This is a genomic window from Bradyrhizobium sp. (assembly GCF_050014615.1).
Classification (GTDB): domain Bacteria; phylum Pseudomonadota; class Alphaproteobacteria; order Rhizobiales; family Xanthobacteraceae; genus Bradyrhizobium.
Genome location: NZ_JBEKCZ010000014.1, coordinates 1 through 13,676 on the forward strand (window position 1 = coordinate 1; position 13,676 = coordinate 13,676).

Annotated in this window: 15 protein-coding genes; 9 read left to right on the plus strand and 6 right to left on the minus strand. The window is 63.6% G+C overall.

What is annotated here, in order from left to right:
• Positions 1–35: 35 nt before the first annotated feature.
• Positions 36–791 (minus strand): TadE/TadG family type IV pilus assembly protein, encoded by a 756-nt coding sequence (locus ABR948_RS03930; protein ID WP_428114129.1) that lies wholly within the window; start codon positions 789–791, stop codon positions 36–38.
• 102 nt (positions 792–893) lie between these two features.
• Positions 894–1,817 (minus strand): 2-dehydropantoate 2-reductase, encoded by a 924-nt coding sequence (locus ABR948_RS03935; protein WP_428114130.1) that lies wholly within the window; start codon positions 1,815–1,817, stop codon positions 894–896.
• Between the two features lie 168 nt (positions 1,818–1,985).
• Here ABR948_RS03935 and ABR948_RS03940 point away from each other — a divergent pair, with 168 nt between their 5' ends.
• Both ABR948_RS03940 and ABR948_RS03945 read left to right on the plus strand, forming a co-directional pair.
• Positions 1,986–2,561 carry a YidB family protein gene (locus ABR948_RS03940; protein ID WP_428114131.1) on the plus strand — a complete coding sequence of 192 codons (576 nt, stop codon included), beginning with the start codon at positions 1,986–1,988 and terminating at the stop codon, positions 2,559–2,561.
• A gap of 58 nt (positions 2,562–2,619) precedes the next feature.
• Positions 2,620–2,898 (plus strand): GlsB/YeaQ/YmgE family stress response membrane protein, encoded by a 279-nt coding sequence (locus ABR948_RS03945; RefSeq protein ID WP_428114132.1) that lies wholly within the window; start codon positions 2,620–2,622, stop codon positions 2,896–2,898.
• Between the two features lie 144 nt (positions 2,899–3,042).
• Here the strand turns inward: ABR948_RS03945 and ABR948_RS03950 are convergent, their stop codons facing one another.
• Positions 3,043–3,825, minus strand: a complete 783-nt coding sequence (locus tag ABR948_RS03950; RefSeq protein WP_428114133.1) for an SDR family NAD(P)-dependent oxidoreductase — start codon at positions 3,823–3,825, stop codon at positions 3,043–3,045.
• A gap of 285 nt (positions 3,826–4,110) precedes the next feature.
• Here ABR948_RS03950 and ABR948_RS03955 point away from each other — a divergent pair, with 285 nt between their 5' ends.
• Genes ABR948_RS03955 through ABR948_RS03965 form a run of 3 tightly spaced genes read left to right on the plus strand, consistent with a single transcriptional unit; the run spans position 4,111 to position 7,248 of the window.
• Positions 4,111–5,175 carry an acyl-CoA dehydrogenase family protein gene (locus ABR948_RS03955; RefSeq protein WP_428114134.1) on the plus strand — a complete coding sequence of 355 codons (1,065 nt, stop codon included), beginning with the start codon at positions 4,111–4,113 and terminating at the stop codon, positions 5,173–5,175.
• Between the two features lie 53 nt (positions 5,176–5,228).
• Positions 5,229–6,389, plus strand: coding sequence for an acyl-CoA dehydrogenase family protein (locus tag ABR948_RS03960; protein WP_428114135.1), 1,161 nt, complete (start codon positions 5,229–5,231; stop codon positions 6,387–6,389).
• Positions 6,390–6,444: 55 nt separating this feature from the next.
• Positions 6,445–7,248, plus strand: coding sequence for an enoyl-CoA hydratase/isomerase family protein (locus tag ABR948_RS03965; protein ID WP_428114136.1), 804 nt, complete (start codon positions 6,445–6,447; stop codon positions 7,246–7,248).
• 204 nt (positions 7,249–7,452) lie between these two features.
• Here the strand turns inward: ABR948_RS03965 and ABR948_RS03970 are convergent, their stop codons facing one another.
• The 3 genes from ABR948_RS03970 to ABR948_RS03980 all read right to left on the minus strand — a co-directional run bounded on the left by ABR948_RS03970 (position 7,453) and on the right by ABR948_RS03980 (position 10,362).
• Positions 7,453–8,217 carry a VOC family protein gene (locus ABR948_RS03970; protein WP_428114137.1) on the minus strand — a complete coding sequence of 255 codons (765 nt, stop codon included), beginning with the start codon at positions 8,215–8,217 and terminating at the stop codon, positions 7,453–7,455.
• A 2-nt stretch (positions 8,218–8,219) separates the two neighbouring features.
• Entirely contained in the window at positions 8,220–9,008 is a 789-nt protein-coding gene (locus ABR948_RS03975) for an enoyl-CoA hydratase (RefSeq protein WP_428114138.1), read from the minus strand.
• Between the two features lie 148 nt (positions 9,009–9,156).
• Positions 9,157–10,362 carry an ABC transporter substrate-binding protein gene (locus tag ABR948_RS03980; RefSeq protein ID WP_428114169.1) on the minus strand — a complete coding sequence of 402 codons (1,206 nt, stop codon included), beginning with the start codon at positions 10,360–10,362 and terminating at the stop codon, positions 9,157–9,159.
• 203 nt (positions 10,363–10,565) lie between these two features.
• On the opposite strand from ABR948_RS03980, the gene ABR948_RS03985 reads away from it, so the two are divergent.
• From ABR948_RS03985 to ABR948_RS04000, 4 genes are read left to right on the plus strand one after another with little or no spacing between them, the layout of a single operon-like run.
• Entirely contained in the window at positions 10,566–10,769 is a 204-nt protein-coding gene (locus ABR948_RS03985) for a hypothetical protein (RefSeq protein ID WP_428114139.1), read from the plus strand.
• Positions 10,770–10,780: 11 nt separating this feature from the next.
• Positions 10,781–11,356, plus strand: a complete 576-nt coding sequence (locus ABR948_RS03990; RefSeq protein WP_428114140.1) for a Fic/DOC family protein — start codon at positions 10,781–10,783, stop codon at positions 11,354–11,356.
• Entirely contained in the window at positions 11,353–12,141 is a 789-nt protein-coding gene (locus tag ABR948_RS03995) for a thermonuclease family protein (protein WP_428114141.1), read from the plus strand. Before ABR948_RS03990 ends, ABR948_RS03995 begins: the two co-directional genes overlap by 4 nt.
• 60 nt (positions 12,142–12,201) lie before the next feature.
• A complete protein-coding gene (locus ABR948_RS04000) occupies positions 12,202–13,662 on the plus strand; it encodes a M48 family metalloprotease (RefSeq protein ID WP_428114142.1) in 1,461 nt (486 codons plus the stop codon).
• Positions 13,663–13,676 lie beyond the last annotated feature (14 nt).

Consider the following 13,676-nt stretch of genomic DNA (forward strand, 5'->3'; position numbering starts at 1 on the left):
TTGATGAGGTTGGAAAGCGCGGTCTGGCCGAGGCGCTAATACACATAGCCCATGCAATAACTGTTCGTATTGTATTGCTGGGTATACGAGGAGTTGGTGGGGGGATTGGCCGGGGGATTGGTAGGAGAAGTGACGGGGGGATCGACGCACGCGCTGTTTTGCGGGGCAAAATGGCAGGCCAGGGTACAGCCGGTGGGGTACTGGACGTAGTTATCCGGGCTGATGCTCTGCAGCCGCACGGCCTCGGACGGTGTCGACGGCAGGCCCATCGATCCCGAGACATCCAGCGTCATGTAGAAATCGAGATACAGCGGCAGCGAAGAACTCGCTTGGGAAGTGCCGGAGATGCTGAGGGATTGATATCCAAGCACCTTCATGAACACCACCGGCACGGTGGCGCTGTAATTCACGATGGAACTCAGCGTCGCACCGGTCTTGGTGACGGTGGCGGTGAGCGACAGGTTGTTATAGCCGCCAACCGCATTCAAATTGCCGTTGAAGATGTTGGTGGCATCGGTCACGCCGGCCGAGACCGAGCCGTTGCCGGTCATGGCGGCCGCGGCGATAAAGCCGGACGAGTTCTGGGAAATCGAGGCCACGGCCGCGGCATCCGCCGCCGATTGCATCTTGGCCCGCATCCGGCTCGCCATCGAATAGTCGGTGGCGCTTCCGATCGCGGTCAAAATCGGAAGCAGGGCCAACGCGAAGATGACGGCGATATTGCCGTTTGAATTGCTGCGGAAACGACGAAGCAGCGCCGTCAGACGAGCTGCAAATCCAGCCTTTGCCATGTGAAACCAGTCCTGTCGCAATATCGGGGACGCGCGGGATCATAGCTGCCAATCCTTCGCTAAATTCTACTTACATCGTTACATTTTTAGCGTGGATGGGAATCAATGCTTAATAAAGTCTGAACGGACTTGGAGATCTGAACGGATCTGCTCCGGCGTCAGCTTCGGCGAGCCTTGGCCTGTGGCCTCGGCGCGCCTGATCAGGGCTTTGACGCGCCGCGACAGCGGGACCTGCAGCTGGCGCCGGTCGGCGATGTCAGCGAACACCGCGTCGGGCAGCCGCAGCAGATGCGGCATCCATGACACCGGGACCGGTGTCGCCGACACCGGCCTGATGCCCTCCGCTTTGATCGCCGCCAGCCCTTCGGCGATCTGATCGGCGAACAGCCGGCGCCAGGCGCGCTGCGCCAACTGCTCACGCAGCGGCAGATCGGCCAGCGCGTTGAGCGCGTTGTTGAGATTGACCAGCAGCTTGCCCCATTGCACGCCGGCGATGTCAGCGGTCGGGCGCATCGTCAGCCCGGGCACCGAAAGCCGGGCCGCGGTGCCGGCATCGTCCTGCTCAATGATGATGTCGCCGGAGGTGGCGCGATGAAATCGCCCCGGAGCCGGAGCGACCACGTTGAACGGCACCATGGCCGCCAGCACGCGTCGTCCGGGCATTCGTTCGCGCAGCACCGACGCATTGCCGACGCCGTTCTGCAGACTGACGACATCCGCATCGGAAGGCGCATGCCGCGCGATCAGCTCGGCGATCCCGGGCGTATCGGCGCTTTTGACGGTCACCAGCACCACGCCGGCATCGGCAAGAATTCGCGGATCCTCGGACAGTGTCAGCTGGCCCGGTGCGATCTGCCGCTCGAAACCCTCGAAGCTGGTCAGCCTGAGGCCATGGTCCTGAATTTCCTGGATCACGCGCGGGCGCGCCAGCAACGCCACGCGGGCTCCGGCGGCCGCCAGCATGCCGCCGACAAAACAGCCGATGCTGCCGGCCCCGGCTACGGCGATCAGCCTGTCCCGGATCATCCCGCCATCCCCACCCCTGACCCCTATCCTGACAGGATTCGATAGCAGACTTTGGCGGCCAGCGCGCGCCGAAGGGCGAGAGCGCCGCGACGCCGCCCGCGCCTTGTAACCGTCACAACGCGCCGGTATGTTTTGCGAGGTGGGGCAGGCACGCGGCAGGAGATAACGATGGGCTTACTCGACATACTCAACGGAATGCAGAACGGCCCGCGCGGCCCGAGCACTCCGAGCGCGCAAAGCGGCGGCGGGATGTCGCCGATGACCATGGCGATCCTCGCCCTGCTGGCCTACAAGGCCGTCAAGCATATTGGCGGCGGCCAGAGTGGCACAGCGCCGGCCCCCTCGCCCGCGGGCGGCGGAATGGCGGATGGTGGCGGCCTCGGTGGTGCTCTTGGTGGCGGCCTTGGCGATGTTCTCAAGGGCGGGCTCGGCGGCCTGCTCGCGGGCGGCGCCGCCGGCAGCGTGATCAGCGGCGGACTGGGCGACCTGCTCAAGCAATTTCAGCAGAGCGGCCATGGCGAAACCGCCAATTCGTGGGTGAGCCCCGGCCCCAACAAGCAGATCGCGCCCGGCGATCTCGCCAATGCGCTCGGCGCCGACCAGATCAACAGCCTGATGTCGCAAAGCGGCCTGTCGCGCGACGAGCTGCTCTCCGGCCTCAGCCAGCATCTGCCCGACGTGATCAACCATCTGACGCCGGACGGACGGCTGCCGACCGAAGACGAAGTATCCGGCCGCCTGTGAGGGGCCGATCTGCGAGAGCATTTTAAACCCGGTTTTTTTGAGAAAGAGGACGACCATCATGGGCGGCATTATCTGGATCATCATCGTCGGCTTCGTCGCGGGAATTATCGCCCGGCTGCTGTCGCCGGGTCCGAATAATCCCAGCGGATTCATCCTGACCACCGTGCTCGGCATCGTCGGCGCGTTTCTCGCGACCGCGATCGGCCAGGCCATCGGGCACTACAGCCCGGGTGAGGGCGCGGGCTTTATCACCGCGACCATCGGCGCGCTGGTGGTGCTGTTCATCTGGAACCGGCTGGTGGCAAGCGGCGTCATTGCCGACATGGGCCGCAAATAAGCTCCGTCATTCCGGGGCGCGCGAAGCGTGAACCCGGAATCTCGAGATTCTCCGATGTGCATTGCACATCGGAGTTCGATGCGGAGCCTGTCATCGGGCCGCGCTTCGCGCGGACCCGTTGGCATCGCCCCGGAATGACAAACCTCATGCGATGAGGTGCGCGCCCGCGTCCATCCGGACGATCTCGCCGGTCATGTTGCTCGAGGCCGGCGTGGCGAGGAAGCAGACCAGGCCCGCGACGTCTTCCGCGGTCGAGGCCCGTTTGAGCGGCACTTTCGACACCACGGAATCGCGGACCTTGGCCGCGCCGTCGACGCCGCGGCCCTTGGTGAACCACGGCGTGTCGATATAGCCGGGACAGACGGTGTTGACGCGGATCAGCGGCGCCAAAGCGCGCGCCAGCGACAGCGTCATGGTGTTGAGCGCGCCCTTGCTCGCGGCATAGGCGACCGAAGAGCCGACGCCGCTGATGCCGGCGACCGACGACACGTTGACGACCGTGGAGGCACGGCCCGAGGCCGTCGCGCCGGCTTCCAGCAGCGACCTTGCGGCCCGCACCATCTGGAACGGTCCGATCGTGTTGACGCCGAAGATGCGCTGGAAATCCTCCGCCGACAGGCCGTCCATATTGTCATGCGCCATGTGCTTGGTGGTGCCGGCATTGTTGATCAGCGCATCGAGACGCCCCCAGGGCGCGGCGGCCGCGGCGATCTTGCGGCAATCCTCATCGCGGGACACATCGCCCTGCACGACAACCACCTCGCCGCCCGCGCTGCGGCACAGATCGGCGGTCTGTTCGGCCTCCTTCTGGCTGGAGGAATAATTGACGACGATGCGCGCGCCATTCCTGGCCAGAATGGCTGCGGTCGCGGCGCCCAGACCGGACGCAGACCCCGTTACAATCACGCACAAACCATCCTTCGACATCCGCATTTCCTCTAATCTTCATTGAGCATTCCGCTGCAGCGGCGATCTACCATATCGCGCCGGGAAATGCCCGCAAATCCGCGAAACTCCGCCATGCGGAATTAGTCGCTATGCAGAATTGGTCCTGACAGACCCGCGGGTGCATGCCACCCTTGCAGGTCGCCCCGCGGACATCGGCGCTTGTCATGGCTGTGGCTTTTCCTCATCATGGCCAGCAAGAAAATACCGCACCGCAGCCCGGCAAATGGCCGCGCTTGCAGGTGCAGGCTGAAAACGAGGAACGCCTTGACGGAAGTTGAGAATATTGTCGCTGAAACCGCCGAGAAGATATTCGCGGATCTCGCCGACCCGCAAACCGTCAACCACGACAAGAAAGGCGGCTGGAAAGCGCCGCTTTGGCAGGCCCTGACGCAGGCCGGGCTGCCCTTGTCATGGGTTTCCGAGGAATGCGGCGGTTCCGGTGCCAGTCTCGCCGAAGGTTTCAGCGTGCTCGGTGCGGCCGGCCGTTTCGCGCTGGCGGTGCCGCTCGCCGAAACCATGCTGGCGGGATGGCTGTTGTCGCAGGCGAAAATCACCTCACCCGAAGGCGCCATGACGGTGGCGCCCGCCGGCCCGAAGGACCGTCTCACGGTCGGCGCCGACGGCACCCTGTCCGGACGCGCGCGCGGCATTCCCTTCGCTGGGGATGCCAAGCATATCGCGGTGCTGGCGCAGGGAAACGGCGGCCTTTCGATCGCGCTGGTCGAGGCCGGCGCCTGCCGGATCGAGGCCGGTCTCAATCTCGGCGGCGACGGCAGCGACACCGTGACCTTCAGCAACGTGCATCCGGTCGCGATCAAGCCGGCGCCAAAGGGCTTCGATCGCACCGCGCTGATGCTGATGGGCGGTGTTGCCCGCAGCCTGCAGATTGCTGGCAGCCTCGAATCGATGCTCGACATCAGCGTGCGCTACTCCAACGAGCGCGTCGCCTTTGAGAAGAAGATTTCGAAATTCCAGGCGGTGCAGCACAATCTGGCCAAGCTTGCCGGCGAGTCGGCGGCAGCGCTGGCCGCTGCGACCTCGGCGGCGGACGCCATCGCCAACTGCAAGAGTTTCGATGAGGCGGTATTTCTCGAAGCGGCCTCGGCGAAGATCCGCTGTTCGGAGGCCGCCGAAAAGGGTGGCGCGATCGCCCATCAGGTGCATGGCGCGATCGGCTTCACCATCGAGCACATCCTGCATCGCTACAGTTTGCGCGCGCTGGCCTGGCGCGACGATTTCGGCTCCGAGAGCTACTGGGCCGTGGAACTCGGCAAGATGATCGCCGCGCGCGGCGCCGACGAATTATGGCCGCTGGTGGCGTCGCGCTGACCCCTTACGAAATTTGCCTGAAGTTTGCTTGCACGAAAGCCGGAACTAAAAAAATGACCGCAGCCCTTCGTTTCGATCCGATCCGCCTGCCGCCCGAATGCGAACAGCTGCGCAAGGAAGTGCGCGCCTTTCTTGCCGACGAAATCGCCGCGGGCACCTTCGATCCGCACAAGCCCAACCGTGAAGACAGCGACGCGCCGGAATTCTCCCGCCGGGTCGGCGAACGCGGCTGGCTCGGCATGACCTGGCCGAAGAAATATGGCGGTCACGAGCGCACCTTCCTTGAACGCTATGTGGTCACCGAAGAGATGCGCGTCGCCAACGCGCCGACCCGGCGCTTCTTCGTCGCCGACCGGCAGAGCGGCCCGGTGCTGCTGAAATACGCGCCCGAGCGCATCAAGATGGACATCCTGCCGCGGATCTGCCGCGGCGAGGTCTGTTTCGCGATCGGCATGAGCGAGCCGAATTCCGGCTCCGACCTGTTCGCGGCCAAGACCAAGGCCACCAAGACCGACGGCGGCTGGCTGATCAACGGCACCAAGATCTGGACCTCGTCGGCGCATATCGCCGACTACATGATCGCGATTTTCCGCACTTCGCCGTCCACCAAGGAGAACCGCCGCCACGGCCTGACCCAGTTCCTGGTCGACATGAAGATTCCGGGCATCCAGGTCAATCCGATCGGCCAGATCACCGGGCAATTCGAATTCAATGAGGTGGTGTTTACCGACGCCTTCATGCCCGACGATCATGTGCTGGGCGAGATCGACGGCGCCTGGAAACAGGCCACCAGCGAACTCGCCTATGAGCGAAGCGGGCCGGAGCGTTTTCTCGAAACCTATTATGTGCTGACCGAACTGGTGCGCGCGGTCGGAAAAGACCCCGACACCCGCAGCGCGGAGGGTATCGGACGGCTGGTCGCGCAGCTCCATACCATGCGGCGGATGTCGGTGTCGGTCGCGGGCATGCTGCATGCCGGCAAGGAACCGGTGGTCGAAGCCTCGATCGTCAAGGACATCGGCACGATCTGGGAGCAGCAATTGCCGCACCGGGTTCGCGACCTCGCCGCCTTCGTCGATCCCGATGCGTCGAACCACGCGACACTGGAACAGCAGTTGGACTTCGCGATCAAGACCGCGCCCAAGCTGACGATCCAGGGCGGCACCACCGAGGTGCTGCGCGGCATCATCGCGCGCGGGCTTGGACTGCGCTAGGCGCGCGGCCTGGACTGCGCTAGCGCTACTAGAATCATTTCAATCGAGGATCATCATGACAAAATTCACGGACATCGGCGTCGAGAAGACCGGCCACGTCACCACGATCGAGATCCAGCGGCCGCCGCTGAATTTCTTCGACATCTCGCTGATCAACCAGATCGCCGATGCGCTGACCGATATCGACAATGATCCGGAAGCGCGCGCGGTGGTGCTGGCGGCGCAAGGCAAGGCGTTCTGCGCCGGCGCCAATTTCAACGATCCGGCCAGACAAGAGCAGGAGGCGCGCGAAAAATCCGATCCGGCCACCGGCCTCGGCCAGATCAGCCATCTCTATGTCCAGGCGGTGCGGATCTTCCGCAACAAGAAGCCGATCGTCGCCGCCGTCCATGGCGCGGCCATCGGCGGTGGGCTCGGACTCGCGGTATCGGCGGATTTCCGCGTCACCTGCCCCGAGGCGCGCTTCGCCGCCAATTTCACCAAGCTTGGATTTCATCCCGGCTTCGGGCTGACCGCGACGCTTCCCGAACTGGTCGGCAAGAACAATGCCGAACTGATTTTCTACACCAGCCGGCGCGTGACCGGCGAAGAAGCCTATCGAATGGGCCTCGCCAATGAATGCGTGCCGCAGGATCAGGTTCGCGCTGCCGCGATGAAACTCGCGCAGGAAATCGCCGAGTGCTCGCCGCTGGGACTGCTGTCGACCCGCGCCACCATGCGCGCCGGCCTCGCCGACCGCGTCATGGCCGCGACCACCCACGAACTATCAGAACAAACCCGCCTGCGCGCCACCGAAGATTTCAAGGAAGGCGTCAAAGCCACCTCCGAGCGCCGCGCCGCGAATTTCAGGGGAAGGTGAGTTCTAAAAGAGGCGTTGAATTTTAAAAGATGTCGTCCCGAAATGACGGCACGTAAATCTACGTCGTCCCGGCGAACGCCGGGACCCATACGCCGCGGCTTATCGATTGAGAGGCGGTGTCAAACACCTTCTTTCATCATGACGGCCTGTGGTTATGGGTCCCGGCGTTCGCCGGGACGACCCGTTGATGGAACCCGCCCGACCTCACCCCGCCAGATGAAACATCACTCCACCGAGTCCAAACGAATCGCCTGATACCGCGCAGCCTCTGTTCTTCGCGGCATCACGCACGGCAGCGACATCGGCTACCCGAAAATCGAGACCGCTCATGATCTCGCTGTCGCCCTTGATGAAGCGGAAGCAGCCATTGGGCAGTTTCAGCTCTGGCTCGCCGCTTTCATTTTCGGTGACGGACACCCCGATGATTCGACCCCAGTGCGCGGCCAGCGCCCGCGGCTGCGGGCTTGCCATCTCGACGCCGGTCAGGGCCTGCGTGACATCCTTGCGGATCGATCGCTGCCAGTCCGGACCGGCCGGGGGATAGGGGCCGAGAATATCGTCGCTGCCGTCGGTGTGGTTGAATTCGATGAACGCCGCGCGGCAATCGCGCGGATGCAGCTGCACGCCGTGATAGGGCGCGTGATCGATCACGTTGGCGATGCGCACGCCGATGCTCTCGGCGTGCCGTCCGCGCGCGTCCGGATCATCGCAGCAGAAGATGGCCATGTAGCCGCCGCGGCCAGCGGTCTTGTCGAGAAAGCGCCCCGCCGCGGTGCCGGGCTGCAACGGCGCCACCACTTCCAGCAGAACGGTATCGACCGGCAGCAGCGCGTTCTCCAGGCCATATTTGGCGACGTTGCCGTCGCGGTAGCAGATTTTGAGACCCATGATCTCCGATATATCAGCGATCACGGGCTCGAGCCGCGGCGCCACCAGGCAGATTTGCCGCAGCCGCAGATAGCCCGTCATTTTCAATGCCCCTGAAACACCGGCTTGCGCTTTTCAACGAACGCCTTGGCGGCTTCCTTATGATCGGCGGTCTCGCCGGCGCGCGAGTGATGGATCGCCTCGGCGTCGAAGCAGGCTTCCAGCGACAGATGCTCGGCATTGTTGATGTTGCGCTTGATATAGCCCAGCGTCACCGACGGTCCCTGCGCCAGCGACATCGCCAGCTCATGCGCCGCGGCTTCGACCTCGGCATCGGCAACGACCCGCGTTACGATGCCGAGCGCGAGCGCTTCCTGGGCGGTCAGCACCGGCGACAGCAGATAAAGCTCGCGCGCCTTGGCGCTGCCGAGCAGATGCGTGAGAAAATAAGTGCCGCCGTAATCACCGGACAGACCGACCTTGGCGAAGGCGGTGGTGATCTTGACCGACGCCGAGGCGACGCGCAGATCGCAGGCCAGCGCGATCGACAACCCGGCGCCCGCCGCCGCGCCATCAACCTGCGCCACCACCGGCTTCTGCATCTGGTGCAGGATGCGGGAGACTTCCATGCCGCGCCGCAGATTGGTCATCTTGGCTTCGAACGATAGCGGCGCCCGTCCCTCCGCCATCGATTTGACGTCGCCGCCGACACAGAACGTGCCGCCCGCGCCCTTGAGCAAAACGGCGCGGACCTCGTGATCCTCCGCCGCGCGCCGCGCCGCTGCGACCAGACCCAGCGTCATATCCGGATTGAGCGCATTGCGCCGGTCGGGACGATTCATGGTGATCGTGAGCAGGCCGTATTCGAGGTTTTGCAGGACGATGTCGTTCATGGGTTTTTGCTTTCGTTGTTGTTGGTTTTTGTCCCGTCATTCCGGGATGGTCCGAAGGACCAGACCCGGAATCTCGAGATTCCGGGCTCGATGCTGCGCATCGCCCCGGAATGACGGCTTCCTTAACTTCGCGCGTTCGCGTCTTTCGTTATTTCTTCACCAGCGGGCAACGCGACAATTCCAGCGACTGGAACGCCTCATTGCCGGGAACGGTCGCGAGCAGCTTGTAATCATCCCAGCGTCCTTTGGATTCCGAAGGCTTCTTGACCTCGAACAGATACATGTCGTGCACCATGCGGCCATCCTCGCGGATCCGGCCGTTCTTGGCGAACACGTCGTTGATCGGGGTGTCCTTCATGATCTTCATGACGGCGGCCGAGTCGGTGGTGCCCGCGGCCTTGACCGCCTTGAGGTAATGCAGGACCGACGAATAGACGCCGACCTGCGCCCCGGTCGGCACCCGCTTCATCCGGTCCATGAAGCGCTTGGAAAACGCGCGGGTTTCATCGTTGAGGTCCCAGTAGAACGCTTCCGTCAGCAGCAACCCCTGCGCGGTCTCGAGGCCGACGCTGTCGATATCGGTCACGAAGGCCAGCAGCGGCGACAGTTTCTGGCCGCCCTTCATCACTCCGAACTCGGCCGCCTGCTTGATGGCGTTGATGGTGTCGCCGCCGGCATTGGCGAGCCCTATCACCTTGGCCTTCGAGCTCTGCGCCTGCAGCAGATAGGACGAAAAATCCGACGTGTTGAGCGGGTGACGAACGCCGCCCAGCACCTTGCCGCCGGCCTTGCGCACCACATTGGTGGTGTCCTTTTCGAGATCCTGTCCGAAGGCGTAATCGGCGGTCAGAAAGAACCAGGTATCGAGCCCCTGCTTGACGGCGGCCAGACCCGTGACGTTGGCCTGCGCGAAGGTGTCGAACACATAATGCACGGTATAGGGACCGCAGGCTTCGTTGCTGAGCCGGATCGATCCGGGCCCGGAGAACATGATGATCTTGTTGCGGGCCTTGGCGATCTCGCCGGCGGCCAGCGCGGTCGCCGAGGCCGCGACGTCCCAGATCATCTCGACGCCCTGATTGTCGAGCATGTCGCGGGCGATGTTGGCGGCCAGATCGGCCTTGTTGAGATGATCGGCGGCGAGGATCTCGATCTTGCGGCCCAGCACTTCGCCGCCAAAATCTTCCGCCGCCATTTTGGCGGCCGTCTCGCTGCCGGGGCCGGTGATGTCGGCATAAAGCCCGGACATGTCGAGGATGCCGCCGAGCTTGAGCGGAGGCTTGCTTTGCGCCATCGCCGCGGAGGCGGCGGCCGCGAGCATGGTGGCGAGAACGCCGGCAAAAACGCGTTTCATGCTGTTCATGAAGCCTCCCTGACGACCTGCCGCATGGCCGGGCGGCCGCTATTGCTGTTGCCGCAATCATGCCGCAAGCGATGCGCAGCGGCAAGCCGCGCCGGGCGGCACCCGATCATGGCAGCATGCAACCGCCTTGTACCCCGCCTATATTCCGCAAAGCGGAAGGTGCGAGCCGAGCCGAACTATGCTAGATTTGGAGCATGTCGAAATCGAAGCGATCAGGTTCGAAGGTCAAGAAAAAGGGCGGGTTTGTCATTGGCCGCGACAACTTCGGGAAAATTAGCGCCGTTGAGGGTATCCGACTGACGCCAATCATGAAAAAAAGGGCGAGCGACGCGGAGCGCAAGGGATTGTCTGCCGAGGAGTATCGCCAGACCATAGTCCGATCTTATCGCAAGGCCTGAGCGCGCCGGGCATGTATGACGCGATCGATGATCCGTACACTTACGAGAATTCAACGGTTCTCGTAAACAAGCTCGATTTGCGCGATCAGGGCGATCTGGACGCTTACGAGGCCGAAATCTCCAACGCGCGATCGGGTGAGCCATTGCCCGAAGGTGAGCTTGATTTTGAGCACTATTGCGCCGTCCACCATCACCTGTTTCAAGACGTCTATGCTTGGGCGGGCCAAGTGCGCACAGTGCGTATATCGAAGCAGGGCAACCCGTTTTGTTATCCCGAGCATATCGCGGCCCAGGCCGGCAAGCTGTTTGCGGAACTGAAAGCCAATAACTTTCTTGAAAACCTTCAACCTGATGAGTTCTCGGCCCAAGCGGCGCATTTCCTCTCCGAGTTGAATGCAATTCACGCCTACCGCGAAGGAAACGGGCGCACCCAATTGACCTTCCTTGCGATGCTGGCCGACAATGCCGGCCATCCGCTCGATCTTGAAGCGTTTGATCCTGACGTCATGCTCGAAGCGATGATCGAGAGCTTCGAGGGCGACGAGAAAAAGCTGGTTCGCGCGATCAGGGAGCTTATCGCCAAATGAGAATTGCCGCGCTGGCGCTATGCGGCTTCACACTTGTTGTCGCTCCCGCCGGTTCGGCTATTGCTGCGGGATGCGCGTTTGAGGCGCAAGGGGATGGCCATGTCGCTGCCATCATCGATGCGCGCACCTTTCGCCTGCAAGATGGCCGCGAGATCCGCCTCGCCGGCATCGAGCCGGTGGTGCCGGAGACATCAGCGGCGAGCCGCGCGCCGGCGCTGTCGGCGATCCTGACCGGACGCGAGGTGATATTGCGCGCCGATGACGACACGCCCGATCGCTATGGCCGCCAAGCCGCTTTCGTGTTTCTCGCCGCGTCCGAAAATTCGCCCACGGAGACGCTGGTGCAGAGCGAACTGCTGGCGCAGGGTGAAGCGCTGGTGTCGGCGATGGTGACCGACAAGGACTGCGCCGCGGCGCTGATGGCCGCCGAGGCGGCGGCGCGTGAGGCCAAACGCGGCATTTGGGCCGACCCGGCGGCCATAAAAAACACGGAAAGTCCGGGCGATATTTTGGCCGGGATCGGGCGGTTTATGGTGGTCGAGGGCAAGGTTTTGTCGGTCCGGCAGGCCGGGGCAACGACTTACGTGAATTTCGGGCGGAACTGGACACGGGACTTTGCTGTGACTATTTCAAGGCGCGTGCTACCCAGTTTCGAGGCGGCCGGCATCTCCCTTAAGTCGCTCGAGAATCGACGGATTCGTGTTCGCGGTTGGATCGAGGCACGGGGCGGGCCGCGAATTGAAGTGCTCCGGGTGGGGCAGATTGAAATGCTTGGCGGGAATTAGCTCGCGGAACTCTGACGAGTAGCTGAATTGGCTGGTGGTGCGGGACGGCACGGGAAATGGATGAGCCGCCGCCTTTGGGCTGCGCCGGCCCTGCTGTGCGCCGGTTTCATGCTGGCCGCCTGCGGCGATATCAGCCGGTTCCAGGCCGGGTCCTCCCCGACGGCGGCCAATCCGGCCAAGCCCAACCGCACGGTCGCGCAAAGTCCCGCCGCCGAAAAAGAGCATGAGCGAATCCTGTCCTCCTATGGCGGCGCCTATGACGATCCCAAGCTGGAAGCCCTGATCGGCAAGACCGTCGACCGGCTGGTGGCGGCATCGGATCGTCCCGATCAGGCCTACAAGGTGACGATCCTCAATTCGGGCGCGGTCAATGCGTTCGCGCTGCCGACCGGCCAGCTCTATGTCACGCGCGGCCTGATCGCGCTGGCCTGCGACACCTCGGAACTGTCGTCGGTGCTGAGCCACGAGATGGCGCATGTGCTGGCCAAACACGCCTCGATCCGCGAGGACCAGGCGCGCCAGGCCGCCGTCGTCACCCGGGTCGTCACCGAGATGGGCAACGATCCCGACCTGACCGCGCTGGCGCTGGCCAAGACCAAACTGACGATGGCGAGCTTTTCGCGCGCCCAGGAATTCGAGGCCGACGGCATCGGCGTCGGCATTTCGGCGCGCGCGCATTTCGATCCGTTCGGCGCGGCGCGTTTCCTGACCGCGATGGAGCGCAACGCCGAACTGAAAGCCGGCAAGAACTCGGTCGATCCGCGCGCCCAGGACTTCCTGTCGTCGCACCCGGCGACGCCCGAGCGCGTCGAGAACGCGCAGAACAACGCGCGGCAGTATTCCTCGCCTGAAAACAACGAACGCGATCGCGAAACCTATCTCGCCGCGATCGACAACATCGTCTATGGCGAGGATCCGAGCGAGGGCTTCGTGCGCGGCCGGCGCTTCCTGCATCCCAAGCTCGGCTTCACCTTCGCCGCCCCCGAAACCTTCACGCTGGACAATACCGCGCAGGCCGTGATCGGCGTGCGCGACGGCGGTACGCAGGCGATGCGCTTCGATGTGGTGCGGGTGCCGGCGGAACAGACGCTCGGCGATTATCTCAATTCGGGCTGGATGGAAAATGTCGACAAGGCCTCGACCGAGGATCTGACCATTGGCGGTTTTCCGGCCGCCGCCGTGACCGCCCATGGCGATCAATGGCAATTCAAGGTCTATGCGCTGCGCTTCGGCAGCGACGTCTACCGCTTCATCTTCGCCGCCAAGCAGAAGACCACCGAAAGCGACCGCAACGCCCGCGAAACCGTGAATTCCTTCCGCCGGCTGACGCTGGAGGAAATTCAGGCGGCGCGGCCGCTGCGCATCAAGGTGATCAACGTGCAGCCCGGCGACACCGTGGAATCGCTGTCGCACCACATGGCCGGACTCGACCGTCCGGTGGAGCGCTTTCGCATCCTCAACGGGCTCGACGCCCACGCCCAGGTCAAGGCCCGCGACCGCGTGAAGATCGTGGTGGATTGATTTCGTTTCGTCGT